This is a genomic window from Streptosporangium sp. NBC_01755 (assembly GCF_035917995.1).
Lineage (GTDB): Bacteria > Actinomycetota > Actinomycetes > Streptosporangiales > Streptosporangiaceae > Streptosporangium.
This window is the reverse complement of sequence record NZ_CP109131.1, coordinates 1786613-1805734: the sequence shown is the minus strand read 5'-3', so window position 1 is coordinate 1805734 and position 19122 is coordinate 1786613. Positions and strand designations below refer to the sequence as shown.

19 protein-coding genes are annotated in these 19122 nt (G+C 70.1%); 10 read left to right on the top strand and 9 right to left on the bottom strand.

Annotation, left to right across the window (positions count from 1 at the left end; all coding sequences use genetic code 11):
• The first annotated feature begins 23 nt into the window (after positions 1 to 23).
• Together OG884_RS08120 and OG884_RS08115 are read left to right on the top strand one after the other, a co-directional pair.
• Positions 24 to 563, top strand: a complete 540-nt coding sequence (locus tag OG884_RS08120; protein WP_326643722.1) for a hypothetical protein — start codon at positions 24 to 26, stop codon at positions 561 to 563.
• Positions 560 to 1051: a hypothetical protein gene (locus OG884_RS08115; protein ID WP_326643719.1), complete on the top strand. Its 492-nt coding sequence runs from the start codon at positions 560 to 562 to the stop codon at positions 1049 to 1051. Before OG884_RS08120 ends, OG884_RS08115 begins: the two co-directional genes overlap by 4 nt.
• A gap of 35 nt (positions 1052 to 1086) precedes the next feature.
• On the opposite strand, the gene OG884_RS08110 is transcribed toward OG884_RS08115, so the two are convergent.
• Positions 1087 to 1779 carry a helix-turn-helix domain-containing protein gene (locus tag OG884_RS08110; protein WP_326643717.1) on the bottom strand — a complete coding sequence of 231 codons (693 nt, stop codon included), beginning with the start codon at positions 1777 to 1779 and terminating at the stop codon, positions 1087 to 1089.
• 70 nt (positions 1780 to 1849) lie between these two features.
• On the bottom strand, positions 1850 to 2449 hold the full coding sequence (locus tag OG884_RS08105) for a hypothetical protein (RefSeq protein WP_326643715.1): 600 nt from the start codon (positions 2447 to 2449) through the stop codon (positions 1850 to 1852).
• Between the two features lie 180 nt (positions 2450 to 2629).
• Here OG884_RS08105 and OG884_RS08100 point away from each other — a divergent pair, with 180 nt between their 5' ends.
• Positions 2630 to 3100, top strand: coding sequence for an SRPBCC domain-containing protein (locus OG884_RS08100; RefSeq protein ID WP_326643713.1), 471 nt, complete (start codon positions 2630 to 2632; stop codon positions 3098 to 3100).
• 19 nt (positions 3101 to 3119) lie between these two features.
• Here the strand turns inward: OG884_RS08100 and OG884_RS08095 are convergent, their stop codons facing one another.
• The 6 genes from OG884_RS08095 to OG884_RS08070 all read right to left on the bottom strand — a co-directional run bounded on the left by OG884_RS08095 (position 3120) and on the right by OG884_RS08070 (position 8789).
• Complete coding sequence (locus tag OG884_RS08095; protein WP_326643710.1) at positions 3120 to 3347, bottom strand: hypothetical protein; 228 nt, start codon at positions 3345 to 3347, stop codon at positions 3120 to 3122.
• 7 nt (positions 3348 to 3354) lie between these two features.
• Positions 3355 to 4566 (bottom strand): HEAT repeat domain-containing protein, encoded by a 1212-nt coding sequence (locus OG884_RS08090; protein ID WP_326643708.1) that lies wholly within the window; start codon positions 4564 to 4566, stop codon positions 3355 to 3357.
• A gap of 418 nt (positions 4567 to 4984) precedes the next feature.
• Positions 4985 to 6202, bottom strand: coding sequence for an ATP-grasp domain-containing protein (locus tag OG884_RS08085; protein WP_326643706.1), 1218 nt, complete (start codon positions 6200 to 6202; stop codon positions 4985 to 4987).
• 33 nt (positions 6203 to 6235) lie between these two features.
• Positions 6236 to 7048 carry an ABC transporter permease gene (locus OG884_RS08080; protein ID WP_326643703.1) on the bottom strand — a complete coding sequence of 271 codons (813 nt, stop codon included), beginning with the start codon at positions 7046 to 7048 and terminating at the stop codon, positions 6236 to 6238.
• A gap of 10 nt (positions 7049 to 7058) precedes the next feature.
• Entirely contained in the window at positions 7059 to 7841 is a 783-nt protein-coding gene (locus OG884_RS08075; protein ID WP_326643702.1) for an ABC transporter permease, read from the bottom strand.
• A gap of 9 nt (positions 7842 to 7850) precedes the next feature.
• Positions 7851 to 8789, bottom strand: coding sequence for an ABC transporter ATP-binding protein (locus tag OG884_RS08070; RefSeq protein WP_326643701.1), 939 nt, complete (start codon positions 8787 to 8789; stop codon positions 7851 to 7853).
• 178 nt (positions 8790 to 8967) lie between these two features.
• Between OG884_RS08070 and OG884_RS08065 the strand changes: the two genes are divergently transcribed.
• From OG884_RS08065 to OG884_RS08035, 7 genes are all read left to right on the top strand, one after another.
• Positions 8968 to 9660: a GNAT family N-acetyltransferase gene (locus tag OG884_RS08065; protein WP_326643700.1), complete on the top strand. Its 693-nt coding sequence runs from the start codon at positions 8968 to 8970 to the stop codon at positions 9658 to 9660.
• Entirely contained in the window at positions 9617 to 10732 is a 1116-nt protein-coding gene (locus tag OG884_RS08060) for an amidohydrolase family protein (protein WP_326643699.1), read from the top strand. The genes OG884_RS08065 and OG884_RS08060 overlap by 44 nt, the downstream gene beginning before the upstream one ends.
• Positions 10733 to 10829: 97 nt before the next feature.
• On the top strand, positions 10830 to 12125 hold the full coding sequence (locus tag OG884_RS08055; RefSeq protein ID WP_326643698.1) for an amidohydrolase family protein: 1296 nt from the start codon (positions 10830 to 10832) through the stop codon (positions 12123 to 12125).
• Positions 12106 to 13149 carry a phytanoyl-CoA dioxygenase family protein gene (locus tag OG884_RS08050; protein ID WP_326643697.1) on the top strand — a complete coding sequence of 348 codons (1044 nt, stop codon included), beginning with the start codon at positions 12106 to 12108 and terminating at the stop codon, positions 13147 to 13149. The genes OG884_RS08055 and OG884_RS08050 overlap by 20 nt, the downstream gene beginning before the upstream one ends.
• Complete coding sequence (locus OG884_RS08045) at positions 13146 to 13895, top strand: HAD family hydrolase (RefSeq protein ID WP_326643696.1); 750 nt, start codon at positions 13146 to 13148, stop codon at positions 13893 to 13895. The genes OG884_RS08050 and OG884_RS08045 overlap by 4 nt, the downstream gene beginning before the upstream one ends.
• Positions 13896 to 13905: 10 nt before the next feature.
• Positions 13906 to 16557, top strand: a complete 2652-nt coding sequence (locus tag OG884_RS08040; RefSeq protein ID WP_326643694.1) for a PEP/pyruvate-binding domain-containing protein — start codon at positions 13906 to 13908, stop codon at positions 16555 to 16557.
• A 240-nt stretch (positions 16558 to 16797) separates the two neighbouring features.
• Positions 16798 to 17967, top strand: a complete 1170-nt coding sequence (locus OG884_RS08035; RefSeq protein WP_326643692.1) for a M20 metallopeptidase family protein — start codon at positions 16798 to 16800, stop codon at positions 17965 to 17967.
• A gap of 176 nt (positions 17968 to 18143) precedes the next feature.
• Here OG884_RS08035 and OG884_RS08030 read toward each other — a convergent pair whose 3' ends face one another.
• Positions 18144 to 19109, bottom strand: a complete 966-nt coding sequence (locus OG884_RS08030) for a D-isomer specific 2-hydroxyacid dehydrogenase family protein (RefSeq protein ID WP_326643690.1) — start codon at positions 19107 to 19109, stop codon at positions 18144 to 18146.
• Positions 19110 to 19122: the final 13 nt, after the last annotated feature.

The window sequence follows — 19122 nt, the reverse complement described above, 5'->3', positions numbered from 1 at the left end:
CACCTGATCGCGAGAGGTCCGAGATGACATCGCTCAACAGCACCAGACACCGCACCGCGCTCTTCGTGTTCCTCCTGATCGTGCTCGCACACTGGGCCGAGCATCTCGTTCAGGCCGCCCAGATCTGGGTGCTGGGATGGCCGATCCCCGAGGCGCGCGGCGTGCTCGGGCTGTGGTTCCCCTGGCTGGTCAAGTCGGAGGCGCTGCACTACGGCTACGCCGTGGTCATGCTCGTCGGGTTCGTTCTCCTGCGCAGGGGGTTCACCGGCCGCTCGCGGGTCTGGTGGAACATCGCCCTGGGCATCCAGGTCTGGCACCACTTCGAGCACCTGCTGCTGCTCGTCCAGGCGGTGACCGGCAACCACCTCCTCGGCCGGCCGGCGGTCACCAGCGTCGCGCAGCTCGTCTTCCCCCGGGTTGAGCTACACCTGTTCTACAACAGCATCGTCTTCGTCCCGATGGTCGTCGCCATGCTGCTCCACCGCAGGCCCAACCTTGCGGAGTACAAGGAGATGAACTGCTCCTGTGCGGCGGTCGTGCCGCGTGCGGCGGTCCCGGCGTGAGCGACGACCCGGGTCCCACCACGGGCACGGTCGACCCGCCCGAGGCCCCGGTACGGAGGCCGTCGGTGTTCTCCATGGTGCTCGCCACCGTCGCCGGGCTGGGGCTGCTCGCGCTGACGCTGCCGAGCATCGGACCCACGGTCCGCGCGGCCTACGCCGACGGGGTCAGGGGCACCTTCACCGCGGTCCGCCTGAGCTGCGTCGAGCATCCCGGTCACGAGGCGTGCTCCTGGTACGGCCGGTTCAGGCCGGAGGGGGGCGTGGACTCCGCCCAGGAGGTCTACCTGTACGGCAGCGACCGCGAGATGCTCAGCCCCGGCCGGCGGACGGCGGCGGTGGACGTCGGCAGGGGCAGCCGGGTGTACGGGCCCGGCGGCTCCAGGGAGTGGGTGTTCGTCGGCCTGCTCACGCTGGCGGGGCTGGGCCTGCTCGGCCTGGGCGGGCGGACCGCGGTCCGGCTGGGCAGCAGGCGTGCGGGAGAGGGGTGAGAGCGGCGACGGCCACTGCGGACGGTCGCCGCGGCTCAGGAAACGGAGGAGGGGGGGGGTATCGGCTGGGCCGACAGCCCCATCAGCTGGGTGCACCTCAGGATCGCCGCCGGATCGCCTTCGAGCGACAGACCTCCGGTGACGACGGCGTCGAACGGGCTGATCAGCTCGGCTCCGATCCGGACGAACGTCTCGGCGCTCGTCCGCACCACTATCGCCGGCTGGTCGGCGGGACCACGGTGGGCCGTCGCCGCGCCCGCGGTCACGGCGATGTGGAACACGTCCTCGTCTATCCGGAACTCGTAGGACTCGTGCACGTCGGGCACCGGTTGCCCCTGGATCATCGCCTGGAGGGCGAAGAACCCCCAGGAACTGCTGGTCATCCCCGTCCTGGCATCGTCCTCGGTGAGGAAGCGCATTCCCCATCGGGAGAGGTACAGCAGGGGCTCGCGGAGCTGCTCCCCGATGGGAGTGAGCCTGTACCGCTTTCCCCGGGCGTCTCCGGGAACGGGCTCGGCCTCCAGGATCCCCCGCGCGCCGAGCGCCTTGAGACGGTCGGTGAGCAGATTCGGACCGATTCCCGGTAGGTGTGCCTGGATCTCGTGAAATCGTGCGGGCGCTATGATCAGTTCCCGGACGATCAGCAGTGTCCAGCGCTCCCCGATGATGTCAAGCGCGGCGGCCAGCCCACAGAACTGTCCGTAGTGCCGCTTGTCTGACGTGAGCACGCGCTCTCAAACCTTCCTGTTGCTTTTTTCAACTGCCCTGTGTTCGGTGCCCCGCCCGGCCGCGTCCACGTCAGGCCGGGAGCGCCTTGAGCTCGCCGTTGACGCGGCACCCCGGCTCGCCCAGCACGTTGATCTCCCCGTAGCCCCCGGCGGGCAGGCCCGACCCCGTGCCGCCGGGGTTCCACACCGATGACGGCAGCGAGAGCGCCAGCACCGCGCACGCCGCGAGCACGGCCGTGGTCTCGGCGTCCCGGCAGCCGGCCGCGTAGAGGCAGTGCTGCTCGCCGTACTCGCTCATGATGCGGATCACGGCGCCGCTGACTGGAGCGTTCCCGCCGGGAATGGGAACGACCTCGCACTCCAGGAAGGGGAAGACCGGACGCCCGGAGACGCGTCCGTCGAGTTCCCAGACCCTTCCCATCGCGGCGGCGAGTGCTTCGGCGTGGTCAAGGCACGCGCCGATCAGCGACCCCGTCAACTCCAGGCGGTACGGCCGGGTATGCACGAAGCTGGTCGCCATTCCCACGAGGGTGAGGGAGGAGGGATCGGAGCCCGTACGGACCTCCAGGCCGAAATACTCCCCGCCGTTGAGGAAGGCGACTGTTCCGAGAGCCGGCCTTGGGGTAGGGGTCCGCTGGTCGCGGTTCGAGTCGCTGCTCGTGGCCGTCATGACGACATCACCTCGTCGGCATCCGAGTTCGCAATCATTGTCGCCGAGTCACTATGCACATTCAAATTGTATTCCCATCAAGCCCTGGACGAGGCGTCAATTTTGCAATTGACTATATAAAAAAATAGTGTAATCTCCACGCTGGAGGGCATACAGGGCAGGGAAGAGGGGTGTGAATCCATGACGGAGAAGCCGCCGGCGAAGATCGGCAAGGACGACATCGGTTTCGACTGGGCGCTGGAGAAGGATCCCGGGGCGGTGTGGGCGGCGCTGTCCACCGAGGAGGTCGTGTCACGGTGGTTGGGCTGCAAGGCCGCCGTCGACCCCGTTCCCGGTGGCAAGGTGCGGTTCGACTGGGGGGACGAGGGGATGACCGAGGGCGTCGTCACCGACGTCGAGCCCGGCCGGATCCTCGAATACAGCTGGGACGAGACGGCCGAGGAGGCGTCCAGGGTCCGCTGGGAGGTCGAGGCCGCCGAAGGCGGCAGCCGCCTCCTGCTGACCCACAGCGGTTTGAACAGGCCGCAGAAGGCGGTGAAGGAGCTCGCGGCGGGCTGGCATGACTTCCTCGACGCCCTCGTGGCGGAGCTGAGCGGCACCACGCACACCAGCCGCCACGACGAGCTGCTCGAACGCTACGCGAAGAGTTAGCGCGGCCGGACCGGACCGTTCACCGGGCGGTCGCGCCCGCGACGCGGCCGGTGGCGAAGCCCGCCAGGCAGCGCATCCGCTGGGTGGCGACCCGGGCGCTCGCGGACGCGGGATCGGCCGGGGCGAGCCGGTCGGCTCGCTGGTCGGGTGCGTACCGGCTGGTCGAGGGCTTCGGCGTGTTCATGTGGCCTCCGGCGAAACGGGCGCGATGGCCGGCGCGGACGCCGGCCATCGCGGGGTTGGTCACGGGTGGGTCAGTGGTGCCAGCCGGTCCGCGGGCAGTACTGGATGCCGGGCTCGTCGGCCACGCCGTCCAGGTCCGAGTCCACGTCGGCGTCCCTGGTGGAGTAGATGTCCAGGGAGTTGAGGTCCACCTTGCCGTCGCCGTCCCAGTCGACCAGCTTGCCCTTGAAGGTGCCGGTGATGAAGGCGTTGGTCAGCGGTCCGGTGGGGGTGTCCAGCGTGCCGAGGATGCTGTTGCCGGGGAAGAGGATCTCCTCCAGGGAGCTGCCCTTCATCGCGTCGAAGTTGACGTAGCCCCAGGTGTGCACGCCACCGCGGACGTAGCGGATGGCGGCCTCGTCCTTGATGGTCATCCGGGGGTCGAGCGTCCAGCGGCCGGCCCGGGAGGCGATGACCTGCTCGTTGCGGTGCCCCAGCGAGTCGTCGTCCGCCTGGCCGGAGAGGAAGATCGGGCGCAGGCCGCGCGACTGGAAGTAGAAGCTGCCGTGCCCGGCGTCGCCCATGTTGGTGACGCCGCGGAACAGGAAGTTCTCCACGTGCGGCGAGCCGTCCTCGTGCAGGCCGGAGAGTGACTTGCTGATGATCAGCTTGTTGTGCCGGGTGTCCACGTTGGGGCACGCGTGCGCCTGGCCGAAGCTGCGGGCCAGTCCCTGCGGGGAGAGGGTGATCTTGCCCCAGTGCTTGCCCGTGTCGTCCAGCATGACGTAGACGTGGCAGCTGATGTTGAGGTAGATGGTCTCGTCGAAGGTCCGGTCGGCGTGGTAGACCCACGCGCGGCGGTCGAAGGTCGGGTAGCCGGTGGTCAGTTCGGAGGCGAAGAGCCCCGCCCACTCACCGACGTCGGCGTCGTCGTCGTTCACGGTGCGCTCGAGGATCTCCAGGGCGCGCGCGCCGCCGATCTTCTCCAGCGCCCAGAGGGCGTTCCAGCGGACCTCGCGGTTGTCGTCGGTGGCCACGGCCTCGGCCAGCAGGTCCACGGCGTCCGGCAGGTTGCGGTCGACGTACTGGTACAGCGACTGCTCGCGGATCATCGGGTCCGCGTGGTGCAGGGCCTCGTGTGCGACGTGGGCGTCGGGGCGGGAGTCAAGGCGCACCGCCACCTGGTCCAGGAATCGGCCGAAGTCGCTCTGGAGGTCGGCGGGGTCACCGGCGAGCGGACTGGTCCACGGCGTGCTACCGCCGGGAGTGAACTCGGATACTTCGCGGGTGAATTCGACGGTCATGACCAGCTGCTTTCTCTTGGAGATTTCGTCTCGACATCGTCGTGATGGGGGCTCGCGGGGTCATGGACAGGTGCCGTGATTCGCCGAACGCGGCTACCTCCGTTTCGAACGGTTGCCTGTTCGAGGCCGGTCTGATCGCTACGGGAAGTGCCCGGGGGCCGGCCGGTCAACTGATCGAGAGAGGCGGCGTCGATCACCATACCGCCCATCTCGCTATATATAAAAATAGTATCGCGGGTTCGGGAAAATCAACCCACAGCTTCGCCCGATCTGGCCCTCTCGGTGGGTGTGTCCAGCTTTCGTAGGGTGAAATGGGTCAGGCTAGGCGCACTCATCACACTCTGCACCTAGCCTGAGAATAAAGATCTTTATCTGTAAAGATAGTGTTCTGTGGCCTACGGCCGCCGAGGGGGAATTGTCAGCACGGCACGGCCTCGATGTTCGCGGCGAAGGCGGCCGCGATGTCGTCGATCCGGGTCTGCGTCTCCTCCTCCGTCGCGCCGTGGACGACCGCGCAGCCCGCGTCGACGTTGAGCACCGTCCGCCGGTCGGGTACGCGGTCGCCGATCGCGATGCCCAGGTCGACGTCGACCACCCCCGGCATGCTCCGGATCCGCTTCATGTCGGGCAGCCGGGTGACGTGGCCGGTGGGGACCGGCAGCTCGCTCCAGGCGACGTAGCCGTCCCCGTGCGGCCCCGGCGGGCTGAAGTCGTCCATCACCGCCACCTTGAACGCGGTGCTCTCCAGCTCGATGCCGAACCGGTGGGCGATGCAGGGGAGGATCCTGCCGCCGCCGCACCGCGCGGCGCACTCGGAGAAGAAGGTCCCCTCGGACGACTCGAAGAGCTCAAGGTGGAAGACCGTGGAGGTAAGCCCGAGCGCGCCCAGCGAGGCCTCGGCGAAGCGGTGGTAGCGCGAGTAGAGGTCCGGGTGGGCGCCGGGGTCCATGATCATGGAACCGACGAGGTTCCCGTTCCTGAGCTCCAGCATGTTCCGCACGTAGCGGCCGACGCTCAGGAACTCCACGACCCCGTTCCTGACGATCCCGTCGAGGTGGAACTCCACCCCGTCGACGAACTCCTCGACCAGCCACGGCCCCGGAACGCTCCGGTGGACTTCCCGGTAGGCGCGCAGCACCTCGCTCAGGTGCTCGCGGTCGCGGACCCGGGTCACCCCGTAGGTACCGGCCGAGGCCAGTGGTTTGACCACGGCGGGGAATCCGAGGTCGTCGATTCCGTCGACCGGCGAGTGGTTCGACTCCAGGACGGCGGAGGGGGTGACGGGGATGCCCGCGGCGCGGATGAGCGCCTTCTGGAAGCCCTTGTCGCGCGCCGCGACGGCCGCCCTGACCGGGATGCCGCGCGCGCCGAGCAGCTCGGCCAGCGCCGCCGCGGTGATCATCCCCGCTTCCGAGTTCGTGAACACGGCGTCGATGTCGCGGTGAATGCCGCGGCGGTGGAGCGCGGAGAGGATCTCGGCTATCGAGGTCCGGTCGGCGACCGCTATCGGATCGCTCTGGAGCCGCAGGTTCTCCAGCCGGAGCCCGTGTGCGTCGAGCACGTTGAACAGGACGACGCCGTTCTCCTCCGCGTAGTCCGCGTAGGCGGAGCTGTGTCCCAGGACGAGTACGCGCATGGCATTCTCCGATTGGTGGGCGTCCCACCCTCGTTATCTGATCAGTATGCTGTCCAGCCGCCGGCGGGCCACGAGCAGTGCGGCGACCCCCACGACCAGCAGGTAGGCGACGTGGCCGAGTGCGTCCCATCCCGCGTGGCCGAGCGCGAGGTCGCGGATGAGCACCACGCCGTGGTAGAGCGGTGTCCAGGCGACGATGTCCGCCAGCCAGTCCGGATAGACCGACAGCGGATACAGCGTCGTGGAGAGCAGGGAGAGCGGAACGACGACCAACTGCACGAATTCGTAGTCGTCGTAGTCGCGCATCAGGGTGACGGCCACCATGCCGAGCGCGGCGAAGGTGAACCCCAGCAGCACGCACGCCGACAGCGCCAGGACGCCCAGGTGCGCCTGAACCAGACCGAGCGCGACGAGGATGGCCATGAAGACCGTCGAGTAGGCGGTCGTCCTGAGCAGGATCCAGATGGTCTCGCCGATGGCGATGTCGGTGACCATGATGGGAGTGTTCAACACCGCGTCGTACGTTTTGGCGTAGCGCAGCTTGGCGAACATGATGAGTGTGGTGTCGTACACCGCGTCGTTCATGACCGCCGACGCCAGCAGCGCGGGTCCCACGAAGGCCGCGTAGCCGACGACCACCCCCGGGGACATCTCCACCTCGCCGATGAGGCTGCCGATGCCGAACCCGATCGAGAACAGGTGGAACAGCGGTTCGAGGAACCGGCACAGGACCGCCATCCGGGTGCGGCGGTAGATGATCACATTCCGCTCGATCAGGCGGAACGGCCTGCGCCGGTTGCGGTACGGAGGTGACAGGACCTCGTCTCGCCGCGCGGTCTGGGTCAACGGAGCCGCCTCACTTGGTGAGAACCCGCTGGTAGCTCCGTACCGCCAGGAAGAGCCCCAGCGCGGTCAGCGAGAACAGGTAGAGAACGTGCACGGTCAGCGCCCCGGCTTCGACGTGGCCGATGACGAGCCCCCGGCACAGCTCGACCCCGTGCCAGAGCGGGGTGGCGTACGCCAGCGGGCGGAGGAGCGCGGGCATCTGCTCGATGGGGAAGAAGATCCCGGAGAACAGGAAGAGCGGCAGCACGATCACCCGGAACACCGCGTCGTACCAGACGGCGCTGACCTGTCGTACGGCGAAGGCCATCGTGACGGACGCGCACGCGATGCCGGTGAGCAGCGCGGCGGGCAGGGCGAACAGGGACGACCAGGAGGAGATCGCGCCGAGCAGCAGGCCGGCCAGCAGGAACGCCGTGCTCACCATGGTGATCCGCACGCAGATCCAGAGCAGGTGACCGAGGAAGACGTCCCTGACCCGCAGCGGGGCCGCGATCATCGCCGCGTACGTCCGTTCCCAGAACGCCGCGGTGGTCACCGGCCAGGTGGACTCGCCCACGGCGGTCTGCATCGCCGCCCAGACGAGCAGTCCCGGCGCGATGAACACCACGTAGTCGACACCGCCGATCTGGCCGGAGCCGGAGATCTTCGTGTCGACGAGCGCCCCCAGGCCGAAGCCCATCCCCACCATGAAGACGATGGGGGTGAGGATTCCGCTGATCACGGTCCCGCGCCATCGTCGCCGGTAGTTGATCGCCCAGTACTCCAGGGCGTGGATCGTGGGATGTTTCGGCATCGGGTTCCCCTAGTCGGTCAGCGCGCGTCCGGTGAGCCTGAGGAACACGTCCTCGAGACCGCTCCGGCGCACCAGCAGGACCTCCGGTGTGAGGCCCAGCTCGACGAGCTCGATGGCGGCCCGGTCGCCGTCGTCCGTGTAGAGCAGCGTCCGGTCGCGCATCGTCTCCACCCGCTTGGCGAGCTGGGACAGGCGGTCGCCGAACCGGGCGACCACCTCGGAGTCGGCCCTGATCTCCACGACCTCGCGGGTGGAGTATCTCTCGATCAGCTCGCGGGGCGAGCCCTCGGCGACGATCCGCCCGGTGTCCATGATGACGAGCCGGTCGCAGAGCTGCTCGGCCTCCTCCATGTAGTGCGTGGTGACCACCAGGGTCACGCCCTGGCTCTTGAGGCGGTGGAGCCTGTCCCAGACGGCCTGGCGGGCCTGCGGATCGAGCCCGGTGGTCGGCTCGTCGAGCAGCAGCATGTCGGGATCGCTCACCAGGGCGCGCGCCATGGTCAGCCGCCGCCGCATTCCGCCGGAGAGGTTGGCGACCTTGTCGCCGGACCGATCGTTCAGATGGACGAACTCCAGCAGTTCCACGGACTTCGCGCGAGCCTGCCGCCAGCTCATGCCGAAGTAGCGGGCATAGACGATCATGTTCTCGTGGACCGTGAGGTCCTCGTCCAGGCTGTCGTCCTGAGGGACCACGCCGAGCCGCTGTTTGATCGCGGACTCGTTGCCGGGGATGTCGGTGTCGAAGACCCTCAGCAGGCCCTCGGTGACCGGGGAGACACAACCGATCATGCGCATCACGGAGCTCTTGCCCGCCGCGTTCGGGCCGAGGAAGCCGAAGGCCTCGCCCCGGACGATCCGGAGATCGATGCCGTCCACGGCGGTCAGCGCTCCGTACCTCTTCACGAGGCCCTCGGCGTGGACGTAGGTTGCCTCCACATCATTGCGCATATATGAAACGATAGCGTCATGGGTAAGGGGCGTCCATGGATCACGGCCCTCCCAGCGGGGATATCGCTTGTTCTTCGGCACTTTCGCGGTCGTGATTCTCGGTAGATCGGTTGTCGTTGACGCGTATCGTTATAGATATATATTGTCTTCCCTGTCTTGACCTGCGGGGGAGGTTCGTATGCCACCTGACACAGCCGGCCACCCGAGCAGGCCACTCACCAGGGGGAGTGTGACCGTCCGCCCGTGGACGCGGCACGACGTGGCCTTCCTCTCGATGGTGAGCTCGCTCGAAACCAACCCCTGGGCTCCGGTGCCGCTCGGCCTGTCAGCGGCGCAGTGGCTATCGGAACTCGAAGCGACAGCGGACCGGGGCGACCTGGGCTTCATCATCGAGGTCCAGGGCGTAGAGGCGGACGAGAGCGCCGGGATCACAGGGAGCGCCGGGATCACAGGGAAGGCCGACGACGCCGGGCGGGACACGCGCCCGGCACCGGCCGGCCTGCTGACACTCGGAGCCTTCGACCCCCACCACCGCGTCGCCGAGATCACCGGCTACTGGGTGTTGCCCCGCCTGCGTGGCCGGGGTGTCGCGGCGACCGCCATCGACCTCGTCACCGGCTGGGCCATCGCCTCGCTGGGTTACGCCCGCATACAGATCTTCACGCGCCCCGACAACGTGGGCTCCCGTGTGGCCGCGCTGCGCGCCGGCTTCGCGGAGGAGGGCGTGCTCCGATCATTCGTGGAAGTCGCGGGCGAACGTTCGGATGCGGTGGTGCTCTCACGCGTCCACCCTGTTTCACCTGTCCCTACCGAGAGGAATGCCCCCCGTGCTCTCGACGCCGCCGACCAGGCGCCGGCTCATCTCCGCTGACTCCCACCTGGACCTGCCGTGGATCCCGCCGGGCCTGTGGCAGGAGAGGCTGCCCGCGAGCCTGCGCGAGGAGGGGCCACGCGTCGTCGAGACCGGCGACAGGGGCTCGATGTGGGTCTGGGAGGGCAGGCCGCACACCCCGTCGGCGGCCGGGTCGAACAACGCCCTGCTCCTGAAGGATTTCTACGGTGACTTCGGCGTCGAGACGGAGCCCGGATCGCTGCCGCCCTCCGATCCGAAGCTGGTGAGCGCCCACCTCGAAGGCGCGGGCGTCACCGCTCAGGTGATGTTCCCCCCGGTGGACGGGTTCATCTTCGGCGACGAGCGGCTGGGCCTGGCCTGTGTGCGCGCCTACAACGAGTTCGCGCTGACCATGGACCGGGACAGCGGTGGGAAGGTCGTACCGCTCGCCATCCTGCCCACCGGCTCGCCGGAGGCGTGTGCGGCCGAGGCCCGCTGGGCCGTCGAGCAGGGTTTCCGCGGGCTGGAGTTCAACGCGCTGCTGGCCGGCCGGCCGCTGTGGGAGCCGGTCTGGGAGGAGTTGTGGGACACCGTGGAGCAGGCGGGCGTCCCGCTGTGCACGCACATCTCCGCCACTCCAGGTGTCGAGCCGGTACGCCACCACGGCCAGTGGCCCTCCTACGTCGTGCAGGCGTCGTTCGCGATCCTGGACCCGATCCTGTCGCTGCTCTTCTCCGGCGTGCTCGACCGGCGGCCGGGGCTGCGCGTCCTGCTGGGCGAGTGCCGCGTGGGCTGGCTGCCGTTCGTCATCCAGCAGGCCGAGGACACCGCCAGGGAGCGCTACACCGACGTCAAGCTCTCCAGCACGCCCATCGAGATCTGGCAGCGCCAGATCGCGGCCACCTTCGAGGAGGACCGCATCGGCGCGCGGATGCTCGCGATGCCGTGGGCGAACCTGGCGGGAACCGTCATGTGGGCCTCGGACTACCCGCACAACCACCGCGTCTGCTTCGACCCGCACCCCGTCCTCGACGAGTTGTTCGCCGAGGTTCCCGAGGACGTCGCCGACCACGCCTGCTACGGCAAGGCAGCCGAGTGGTTCGGACTGTGACCCCCCGGACCTGTACCCGCCCGTCACCGAGCAGTCGCCGATCCGCACCCAGCCGTCCGGCAAGGAAGGCGCGGAAGACGAGAAAGGGAGGTTCGGCATGTACCGGACCAGCAACGCCGAGTTCACCGGCCCCTCGATCCGGCCGCAGGTATCCGGACCGATCATCGACGTGGACCAGCACCTGAACGAGACGTTCGGCACCTGGGACGGCGTGGACCTGACCGAGACCGGCGGGCTCAAGCTGGACCTGCGCGAGGACGAGTTCGGCCGGCGCTTCCTGTACCTCGGCGAGGAGCGGATCGGCCCGGGCCGGGCGACCGTCCCCGACGAGTACGAGCGCATCGCCCGCCTCATCGCGGCCGACGAGCTGGCCTACGAGCGGGAGAAGGAGGACCGGGCGCTCAACCCCCGCTCCTTCGACGAGACATGCGAGCCGACCGCCAGCGACCCGGCCGCCAGGATCCCGCTCCTGGACCAGATGGCCACGGACGTCGCCATCATGTTCCCGAGCTACGCCTTCTACTGGACCCGGCTGGTCGAGCCGCGTGGCCACCGCGTCGTCCAGGCCCACATGGCGGCGTGGAACGACTGGGTGGCCGGGCAGTGCGCGCCCTACCACGAGCGGCTGCTGGCCGCGGGGCAGATCGGTCTGTACGACGTGGACTGGACCGTCGCCGAGATCCACCGCTGCGCCGCGCTCGGCATGAAGGGCGTCTCCCTGGCGATGAAGCCGTTCCGGGGGGTGCCCTGGTCCCATCCGAGCAACGAACCGGTGTGGAAGGCGCTGGAGGAGACCGGCCTCGCGGTGTTCATGCACATCGCGGTCATGCCGCACACGGTCGACCCGGCGTGGGAGAGAGTCGACGCGTACACGGACTCGCACTCGGGGCCGGACCTCAGCTCGATGATCAATCGACACCTTCCGGTCGAGGCGGCGCTCAGCGACCTGATCTTCGGAGGGGTCTTCGAGCGGCATCCCGGGCTGAAGGTCGCCACCATGGAGTGCGGCGGCCTGTGGGTGCAGAGCTTCCTGGAGCGGATCGACTGGGTGATGGACGTCGTCGGGGTGCGCAACCACTATCTGCGCCGGCAGCTGTCCATGCCGCCCTCGGACTACTTCCGCCGCGCCGTGCGAGTGGGCGCCTTCCCCTTCGAGGGACTGCCCGGCTACCTCTTCGAGGGTGGCGAGGACCTGTTCCTGTACGCCAGCGACTTCCCGCACTACGAGGGGACGGCGTACGGGACCGGACGGTTCGAGGAGGTCTTCGACGCCCTGGGCGCCAACCCGTCGATCAGGCAGAAGTTCTACGTCGACAACTCGGCCGAGTTCTTCGGGATCTCCCCGGTGAGCGGGCAGGAAGGCGCGCCGGCCGATGTCGTGGCGTCTGCTTAGCGCGGCGGACGCCGCCCCGGTGCCGTACGGCACCCGCTCGCTGTCGGCTGCCGGCGGTCCGTCAGGGGAGGCTGCCGGCGGTCCGTCAGGGGAGGCCGCCGGCGGTCCGTCAGGGGAGGCCGCCGAGTCGGCGTCGGAGGTCGCGGGTCCGCTGTCGGAGGCCGAGGTCCAGAGCTTCGCCGCCGACGGATACCTGGTACGCCGGGACTTCTTCACCCCGGAGGTCCACCGGGAGCTGCTGGCCGGTGCCGACCGGCTGATCGAGCTGGTGGTCGACTCCTCGGTCGTGCTCGGCCGCCGGAACCCGCGAGGCGACCTGCTGCTGGACGCCTCGGGCGAGCTGGTGATCCGCAGGATCAGCCCCGTCGTCGATGTGCTGCCCGTCGCCGCGGCCCTCGCCGCCGATCCGATGATGCTGGCGGCGGTACGGCAGCTGACCGGGCACTCCGGCACGCTCATGGAGAGCAAGCTCAACTACAAGCAGCGCCTGCCTCCGGTCGAGGGGCTTCCGTTCCTGCCGACCCGCGCGTCCGGCGACACCTGGCCGCTCCACCACGACTGGGGCTACTACCGTCAGCAGGGCTACCCGCCCAGCACCATCTCGGTGGCGGTCAGCCTGGACGACACCGAGAACCGGGGGCCGATGACGGTGGTGCCGGGCTCGCACCGCGAGCCCACCCGCCTGGTGGGCCGCGATCCCGACAGCGGCAGCGGCCGGGTCGAGGAGAGCAGCGTCGGGCCGCTGCGGCGGAAGATCCACGCCCCCGCCCGTTCGGTGCTCTTCTTCCACAGCCTGCTGGTGCACTCCTCCTCGCCCAACGAGTCGGGCCTGCCGCGCAGGATCCTGCACCTGACGTACGCCCCCCCGTTCGCCGACGGGACCGCCGCCACCCGGCGCAACGGCCGCTGGCAGGAGGCCGCGGCGCGCTTCGAGCGCCGCTACCGCGAGATGGGCGGGACCCGTTCCTTGACATCCTCCCCGAAGCCGGAGCACGGGGTTTCCACGCTGGAGGGATTCAGATGAGCACCGACGCGACCGCAGGGCAGGCCGCCCCGCTGAAGGCCGTGGTCTTCGACTGGGGCGGCACGATCACGCCCTGGAACCTCGTACCCAGGCAGCTGCAGTGGCTCGCCGCGGGTGCCCTGCTGGACGGGGCGGACCCGGAACGGGCCGCCGCCGCGCTGGCCGCCGCGGAGACCGAGATCTGGAGCATCTGGGCCGAGACCAGCGAGGTGGCCTCGATCCTCACGGTCCCCCGTATGGCGGCCGACACCCTCGGCGTCGAGCTGCCGGACGGGCTCGCCGACGAGGTGCTCGCCGCGCACCTGGAGACCATGGCGCCCAACATTCACGCCCGCCCCGAGGCGCGGCGGGCACTGGCCGCGCTCAAGGAGCGTGACCTGCTGGTCGGCATCCTGACCAGCTCGCACTGGCCGCGCTCCTGGCACGAGCGGCTCTTCGAGGAGGACGGCCTGGCCGATCTCCTGGACGTCTGCGTCTGCGGCTCGGACCTGAAACGGGCCAAGCCGGACCCGGACAGCTTCCTCACGGTCCTGCGGATCCTGGGGGTCACCCCGGCCGAGGCGGTGTTCGTCGCCGACAGCCCCTGGGACATAAGCGGCGCCCAGGCGGTCGGCATGCGCGCGATATGGCTGCCCAACGGCCTCCAGGAGGAGGAGGGCACCGACCCGGAGGCGATCGTCACCGACCTGGTCGGCGTCGTCGACGTCGTCGACCGCTGGCTCGACCCCGTACCGCTCTCCAGCTGAGAGGCTCTCCATGCGTTACGTAGTGCCCCTTGAGGAAGCCCCCGCCGGTGCCGGTGCCGGTGCCGGTGCCGGTGCCGGTGCCGGTGCCAGTGCCAGTGCCAGTGCCAGTGCCGGCGTCGGTGTCGACGCCGGTCTCGGCGCCGGTGTCGGCGGTAAGGCGTCGGGGCTGGCCGACCTGCTGCGTGCCGGGGTCAGGGTTCCGGCCGGGTTCTGCCTCACCGTGCTCGCCCTGCGGGACACGCTCGCCGCGGCCGGGCTGACCGAGCTGGCCCGCGAGGTCGAGGAGGGCCGATCCGACGCCTCGGGCGTGGCGGAGCTGAGGTCCGGCCTGCTCGGGGCCGAGCTGCCGCCCACGCTGGTGACCGAGGTCCTCGACGCGTACGACCGCCTCGTGGCGCGCTCCTCGCGGGGCGGGGGGGAGAGCGCCGCCGCGGTGGCGGTGCGCTCGTCCGCGCTGGCCGAGGACGGCGCCGAGGCGAGTTTCGCCGGCATCTTCGACAGCCACCTGAACATCGGCGACGCCGACGGGCTGCTCCACGCGATCCGCGCCTGCTGGCTGTCGCAGTGGTCGGAGACGGCGCTGGCCTACGGCGAGCGGATGGGGACGTCGGGACACACGATGGGCGTGCTGGTGCAGCGTCTGGTCTCACCGACGGCCAGTGGCGTGCTCTTCACCGCCGACCCGGTCACCGGGGACCGCTCCCGCCTGGTGGTGAACGCGGTCTACGGCCTGGCGAGCGAGCTGGTCGAGGGGACCGCCCCCTGCGACACGTTCGTCGTGGACCGGGAGACCGGTACGGTGCTGGACCGGAAGATCGCCGACAAGCCCTCGGCGGTCGTCCCCGGTGGGCCGGGTGAGATCGTCGATCTGGAGGTGGCGGCCGGGCGGCGACAGGCGCCCGCGCTGACGGACGCGGAACTGCGGCGCCTGGTGGAGCTGGCGGCCGAGATCGAGGCGGTCAGGGGCGACAACCAGGACATCGAGTGGGCCTTCCACGACGACGAGCTCTTCGCGTTGCAGGCCCGCCCGATCACCGGGCTGCCGTCGGACCTGAGCGCGCAGTACTCCCCGGACCTCCCGCCGGACGGCCGCTACTGGCTGCGCGCCTCCGAGCTGTCCCTGGGGCCCTCCTCGGTATGGGGTCTGATCTCGTTCGGGAAGTTCACCGAGGGCCTGAACCGGGCGCGCGCCTCCTGGCACTCGCCGTGCCGGCTGCGGACCGCCACCTACCAGGGCTACCTCTACATGGGCGAGGACCTCGCCACCGGTGACCTGCCCGATGATCATCAGGTCGCGTACGAGGTGGCGATCGACCGCATGGTGGCCGAGGCCCCGGTGCGCTGGCGCGACGGGTGGCGCGAGGCGGTCCAGCGGAGCAGCAGGGAGATCCTGGCGGCGGACCTGACCGCCCGCTCCGACGCCGACCTCGTGGGCGGGCTCACCGCCTGGCTCGCCGGGCGGGCCGACGACGACGAGATCGGCGGCATGGTCGGCATGACACCGGTCTTCGTGATGGCACGCCTGGCCCGGATGGAACCCGAGATCGCCCAGGAGCTGGCCAAGCACGTCCTGCACGGCCTGCCGAGCATGCTCGGCGAGCTGGAGGAGGCGCTGTGGCTGCTGGTCAGGGAGCTCGAAGCCGACGACTGGACGCGCCGGACCCTGACGGGCCTGGAGGCGCCGGCCGCGCTGGAGGCGCTGCGCACCCGGCCGGAGGCGTGGGCTCCGATCGCCGCGTTCCTCGGTGAGTACGGCTATCACGGCATGGACGGCATCGAGTCGACCCCCTGGATGGAGGACACCGTCCCGCTGATCGCCGTACTCGCGGCCAAGGTCGGGCACGAGGAGGAACGGCCGAGCACCAGGCTGGCCAGGCTCGCGGTCGAGCGGCGGCACGCCGTGGACGCCCTGGTCGCCGAGCACCCCGGCCGGGCCGAGGCCATCCGCCGCCTCGTCGTCGAGCTGGAGTCGTGCCTGCCACTCGGGCAGGACCGTTATGTCGCGCTGACCGAGGTGGGGCACGCCGCCACCCGCTACCAGCTGCTGGAGATCGGCCGCAGGCTGTGCGCGCGGGATCTGTTGCGCGAGCCGGTGGACGCCCTGTACCTGGACGCCTCGGAACTCGAACAGGGCCTGATCGGAGGCCTGGACCGTCGAGGCCTCGTCGCCGAGCGCAAGCGCATCCGGCACTGGCAGCGGGGACTGCGGCCACCGATCACCATCGGGGCCGAGCAGTCACTCGACGCCGTGCCGTACGTGATCGACTCGATCCTGTCCGACCGGGCGAGCGGTCTCGACTTCAGCGTGGGACCGGGGTCGGCCGACGGCGAGCAGGTGCTGGTCAGCGGGGTCGCGGGATCGGCCGGTCGCTACGTGGGTCCCGCGCGGGTCTGCGCGTCGGTGGCCGATGCGGTGCGTCTGCGCCGCGGTGACATCCTGGTGTGCTCGACGACCTCGCCTGCCTGGACCCAGTACTTCGGCCTGATCGGTGCCGTCGTGACCGACCAGGGAGGGCTGCTGTCGCACCCGGCGGTGGTGGCCAGGGAGTACGGGATTCCAGCGGTGATCGGCGCCGAGGGCGCGACCACGACCATCGTCTCCGGCCAGTCGGTCGGGGTCGACGGCGGTAGCGGGATCGTCTTCACGCCCGGCTCTCCCTGAACTGTTGAAACCGCACCTGTGGTTCAGATGGTTCAGGAGGGTATGACGAGCCTTGTCATGTCCGGTAGCCGGGCCTGCCGACCACAGGAGAGTCTTCGATGGATCGCACCTGTCCGACAGGATCGCCGTGAGCAGCGGCGTGAGCGGGGGCATGAGCGGGGGCGTCGGCCCGGCCGTGGCCGCGTTCGGCGGGGAGGGGCGCATGAGGGGTGACCGCCCCCGCGCTCTCGGGGAGAGACCGTGAACGAGCTCGGCGCGCGGCTCCGCGAGGCGCTCCACGCCGAGTTGCCCGCCGCCTACCGGCTGCGGCGGGAGCTGCACGCCGAGCCGTGCCTGTCCGGCAAGGAGGAGCCGACACTCAAACGGATGCTGGACGCGCTGCCCGAGGGCAGCGCGATGGAGCGGGTGGCGGAGACCGGCGCGCTCCTCCGGGTCGGCGGCGACGGCCTGGCCGTCGGGGTACGCGGAGAGCTGGACGCCCTGCCGATCCCGGAGGAGACCGGGGTGCCCTGGGCTGCGCAGAACGGTGCCATGCACGCCTGCGGCCACGACGTCCACCTCGCCGCCCTGGTCGCGCTGACCAGGGCGGTCGACCACGTACAGGCGCCGGCACCGATGGTCGCGGTGCTGCAGCCACGTGAGGAGGGTCCCCCCTCCGGCGCCCGTGACATCGTCGCGTCGGGCGCGCTCCAGCGGAACCAGGTCGGCGCGATGATCGCGTCACACGTCCAGCCGGTGCTCGAAGCCGGTCAGACGGCCTGCACTCCCGGCGCTGTCAACGCCTCCTCCGACCGGTTCGCGGTCGTCGTCCGGGGCCGGGGAGGGCACGCGGCCTACCCCCACCTGGCCCAGGACTCGGTCCTGGCACTCGCCCAGATCATCGTGGCCGCGCAGCAGCTCGTCAGCCGCGACGCCGACCCGATGACGCCGACGGTGGTCACCTTCGGGATCGTGTCGGCGGGCACCGCCCCGAACGCGATTCCAAGGAAGGCCGTCGCCCAGGGCACCTTCCGTACGATGTCGGAGGCCTGGCGTCAACGGCTGCACCAGCGCTTCCACGAGATCGCCGAGGGTGTCGCCCGTGCCTACGGCTGCGAGGCGGAGGTGCGGATCACGTACGGGGAGCCGGTGCTCGTCAACGACGCCCGCCTCGCCGAGGAGACCGGCTGCATCCTCGTCGAGACGGGCCACCACATGCCCGCCACGCTGCGCTCCTGCGGTGCCGATGACTTCGCCCACTTCGCGTCGGTCGTGCCGTCGCTGATGCTGTTCGTGGGCACCGACACGGTGGCCGGGCTGCACAGCCCGCACTTCCTGCCGGGAGACGAGACGGTGAAGGCGCTCGCGGAGAGCCTGCTCGCCGGTTACCTCGGGGCCGCGCAGGTGATCGGCGCGGGCCAGGGCCACTGACAGAACCACCCGCTCCGGTCGCGGGACCGTTTTCCCGGCCACGGCGGCTCACCGGTGCCGTCTCCGGGAACCGAGGAGCGCGGGGGCGACACACCGCCGGCCGAAAGCGCCTAGGTGAGCCGGATCCACCGCGATGCCGGTTCCGCGGTCCGGGACGCAGACGATCGCGGAGCCCGTCAGTATCCCGCGGCGGGATCGATGACCCCCTCCAGCGGGAGGCCCGTCCGCAGATTGCGCACGTTCCGCTCGACCCGCTCGCAGAACATCCGGGTGACGTACTCGGCGGAGTCGGCGCAGTGCGAAGTGATGAGCACCCTGTCCTCGGCCCACAGCGGGTGCCCCTCGGGGAGCGGTTCCGGGTCCGTCACGTCCAGCCCGGCGGCGGAGATCGTCCCCGCGCGGAGGGCCTCGACGAGCGCGTCGGTCTGAATGTGCGCGCCGCGGGCGACGTTGACGACGACGGCGTGCGCCGGCAGCAGAGCCAGCTCGGCGGCGCCGATGACGTGCGTCGTCTCCGGCGTCAGGGCGAGGGCCAGCACCAGGATGTCGGTCTCCGGAAGCACGGCGGGCAGGGCCTCGGGCGGCAACGTCTCCTCGGCGCCCTCGATCCTCTCCGCCCGGCGGCGGATCACCCGGATCCGGCACTCGAACGGCCGCAGGAGCCGGATGAGCTCGGTCGCTATACCGCCGCCGCCGAGGACCGTCACCCTCTGGCCGTGCAGAGACCTGGGATCCACCGGGTACCAGCGGGGGGTGCGCGCCTGCCGGGCGAGGTTGCGCAGGCAGGCCAGCACCAGCATGAGCGCGTGCTCGCCGACCTGCCCGGCGAACGCCCCCTTGGCGCAGCTGAAGACCACGGGGCGGTCGAGCACCCCGGACGCGGTGAACCTCTCCACCCCCGCCCAGGGGAACTGCACCCAGCCGATCCGGGGGTGGGCATCCAGAGCCGAGCGGAGCAGTTCCGGCTCGCCAGGGATGAGCCACACCAGGCCGTCCGCCTCGGCGAGCGGGACATTGACGCCACCGCCGCCGGACACGGCCTCCTCGACCCTGAGGCGCAGGCGGTCGAGGCCGGGGGAGTTGGGACGGTCGTAGGCCGCCCCCGCCTCCGGGGACGGGGCTATCGCGATTCGGGCTTCCATGAACGACATTCTG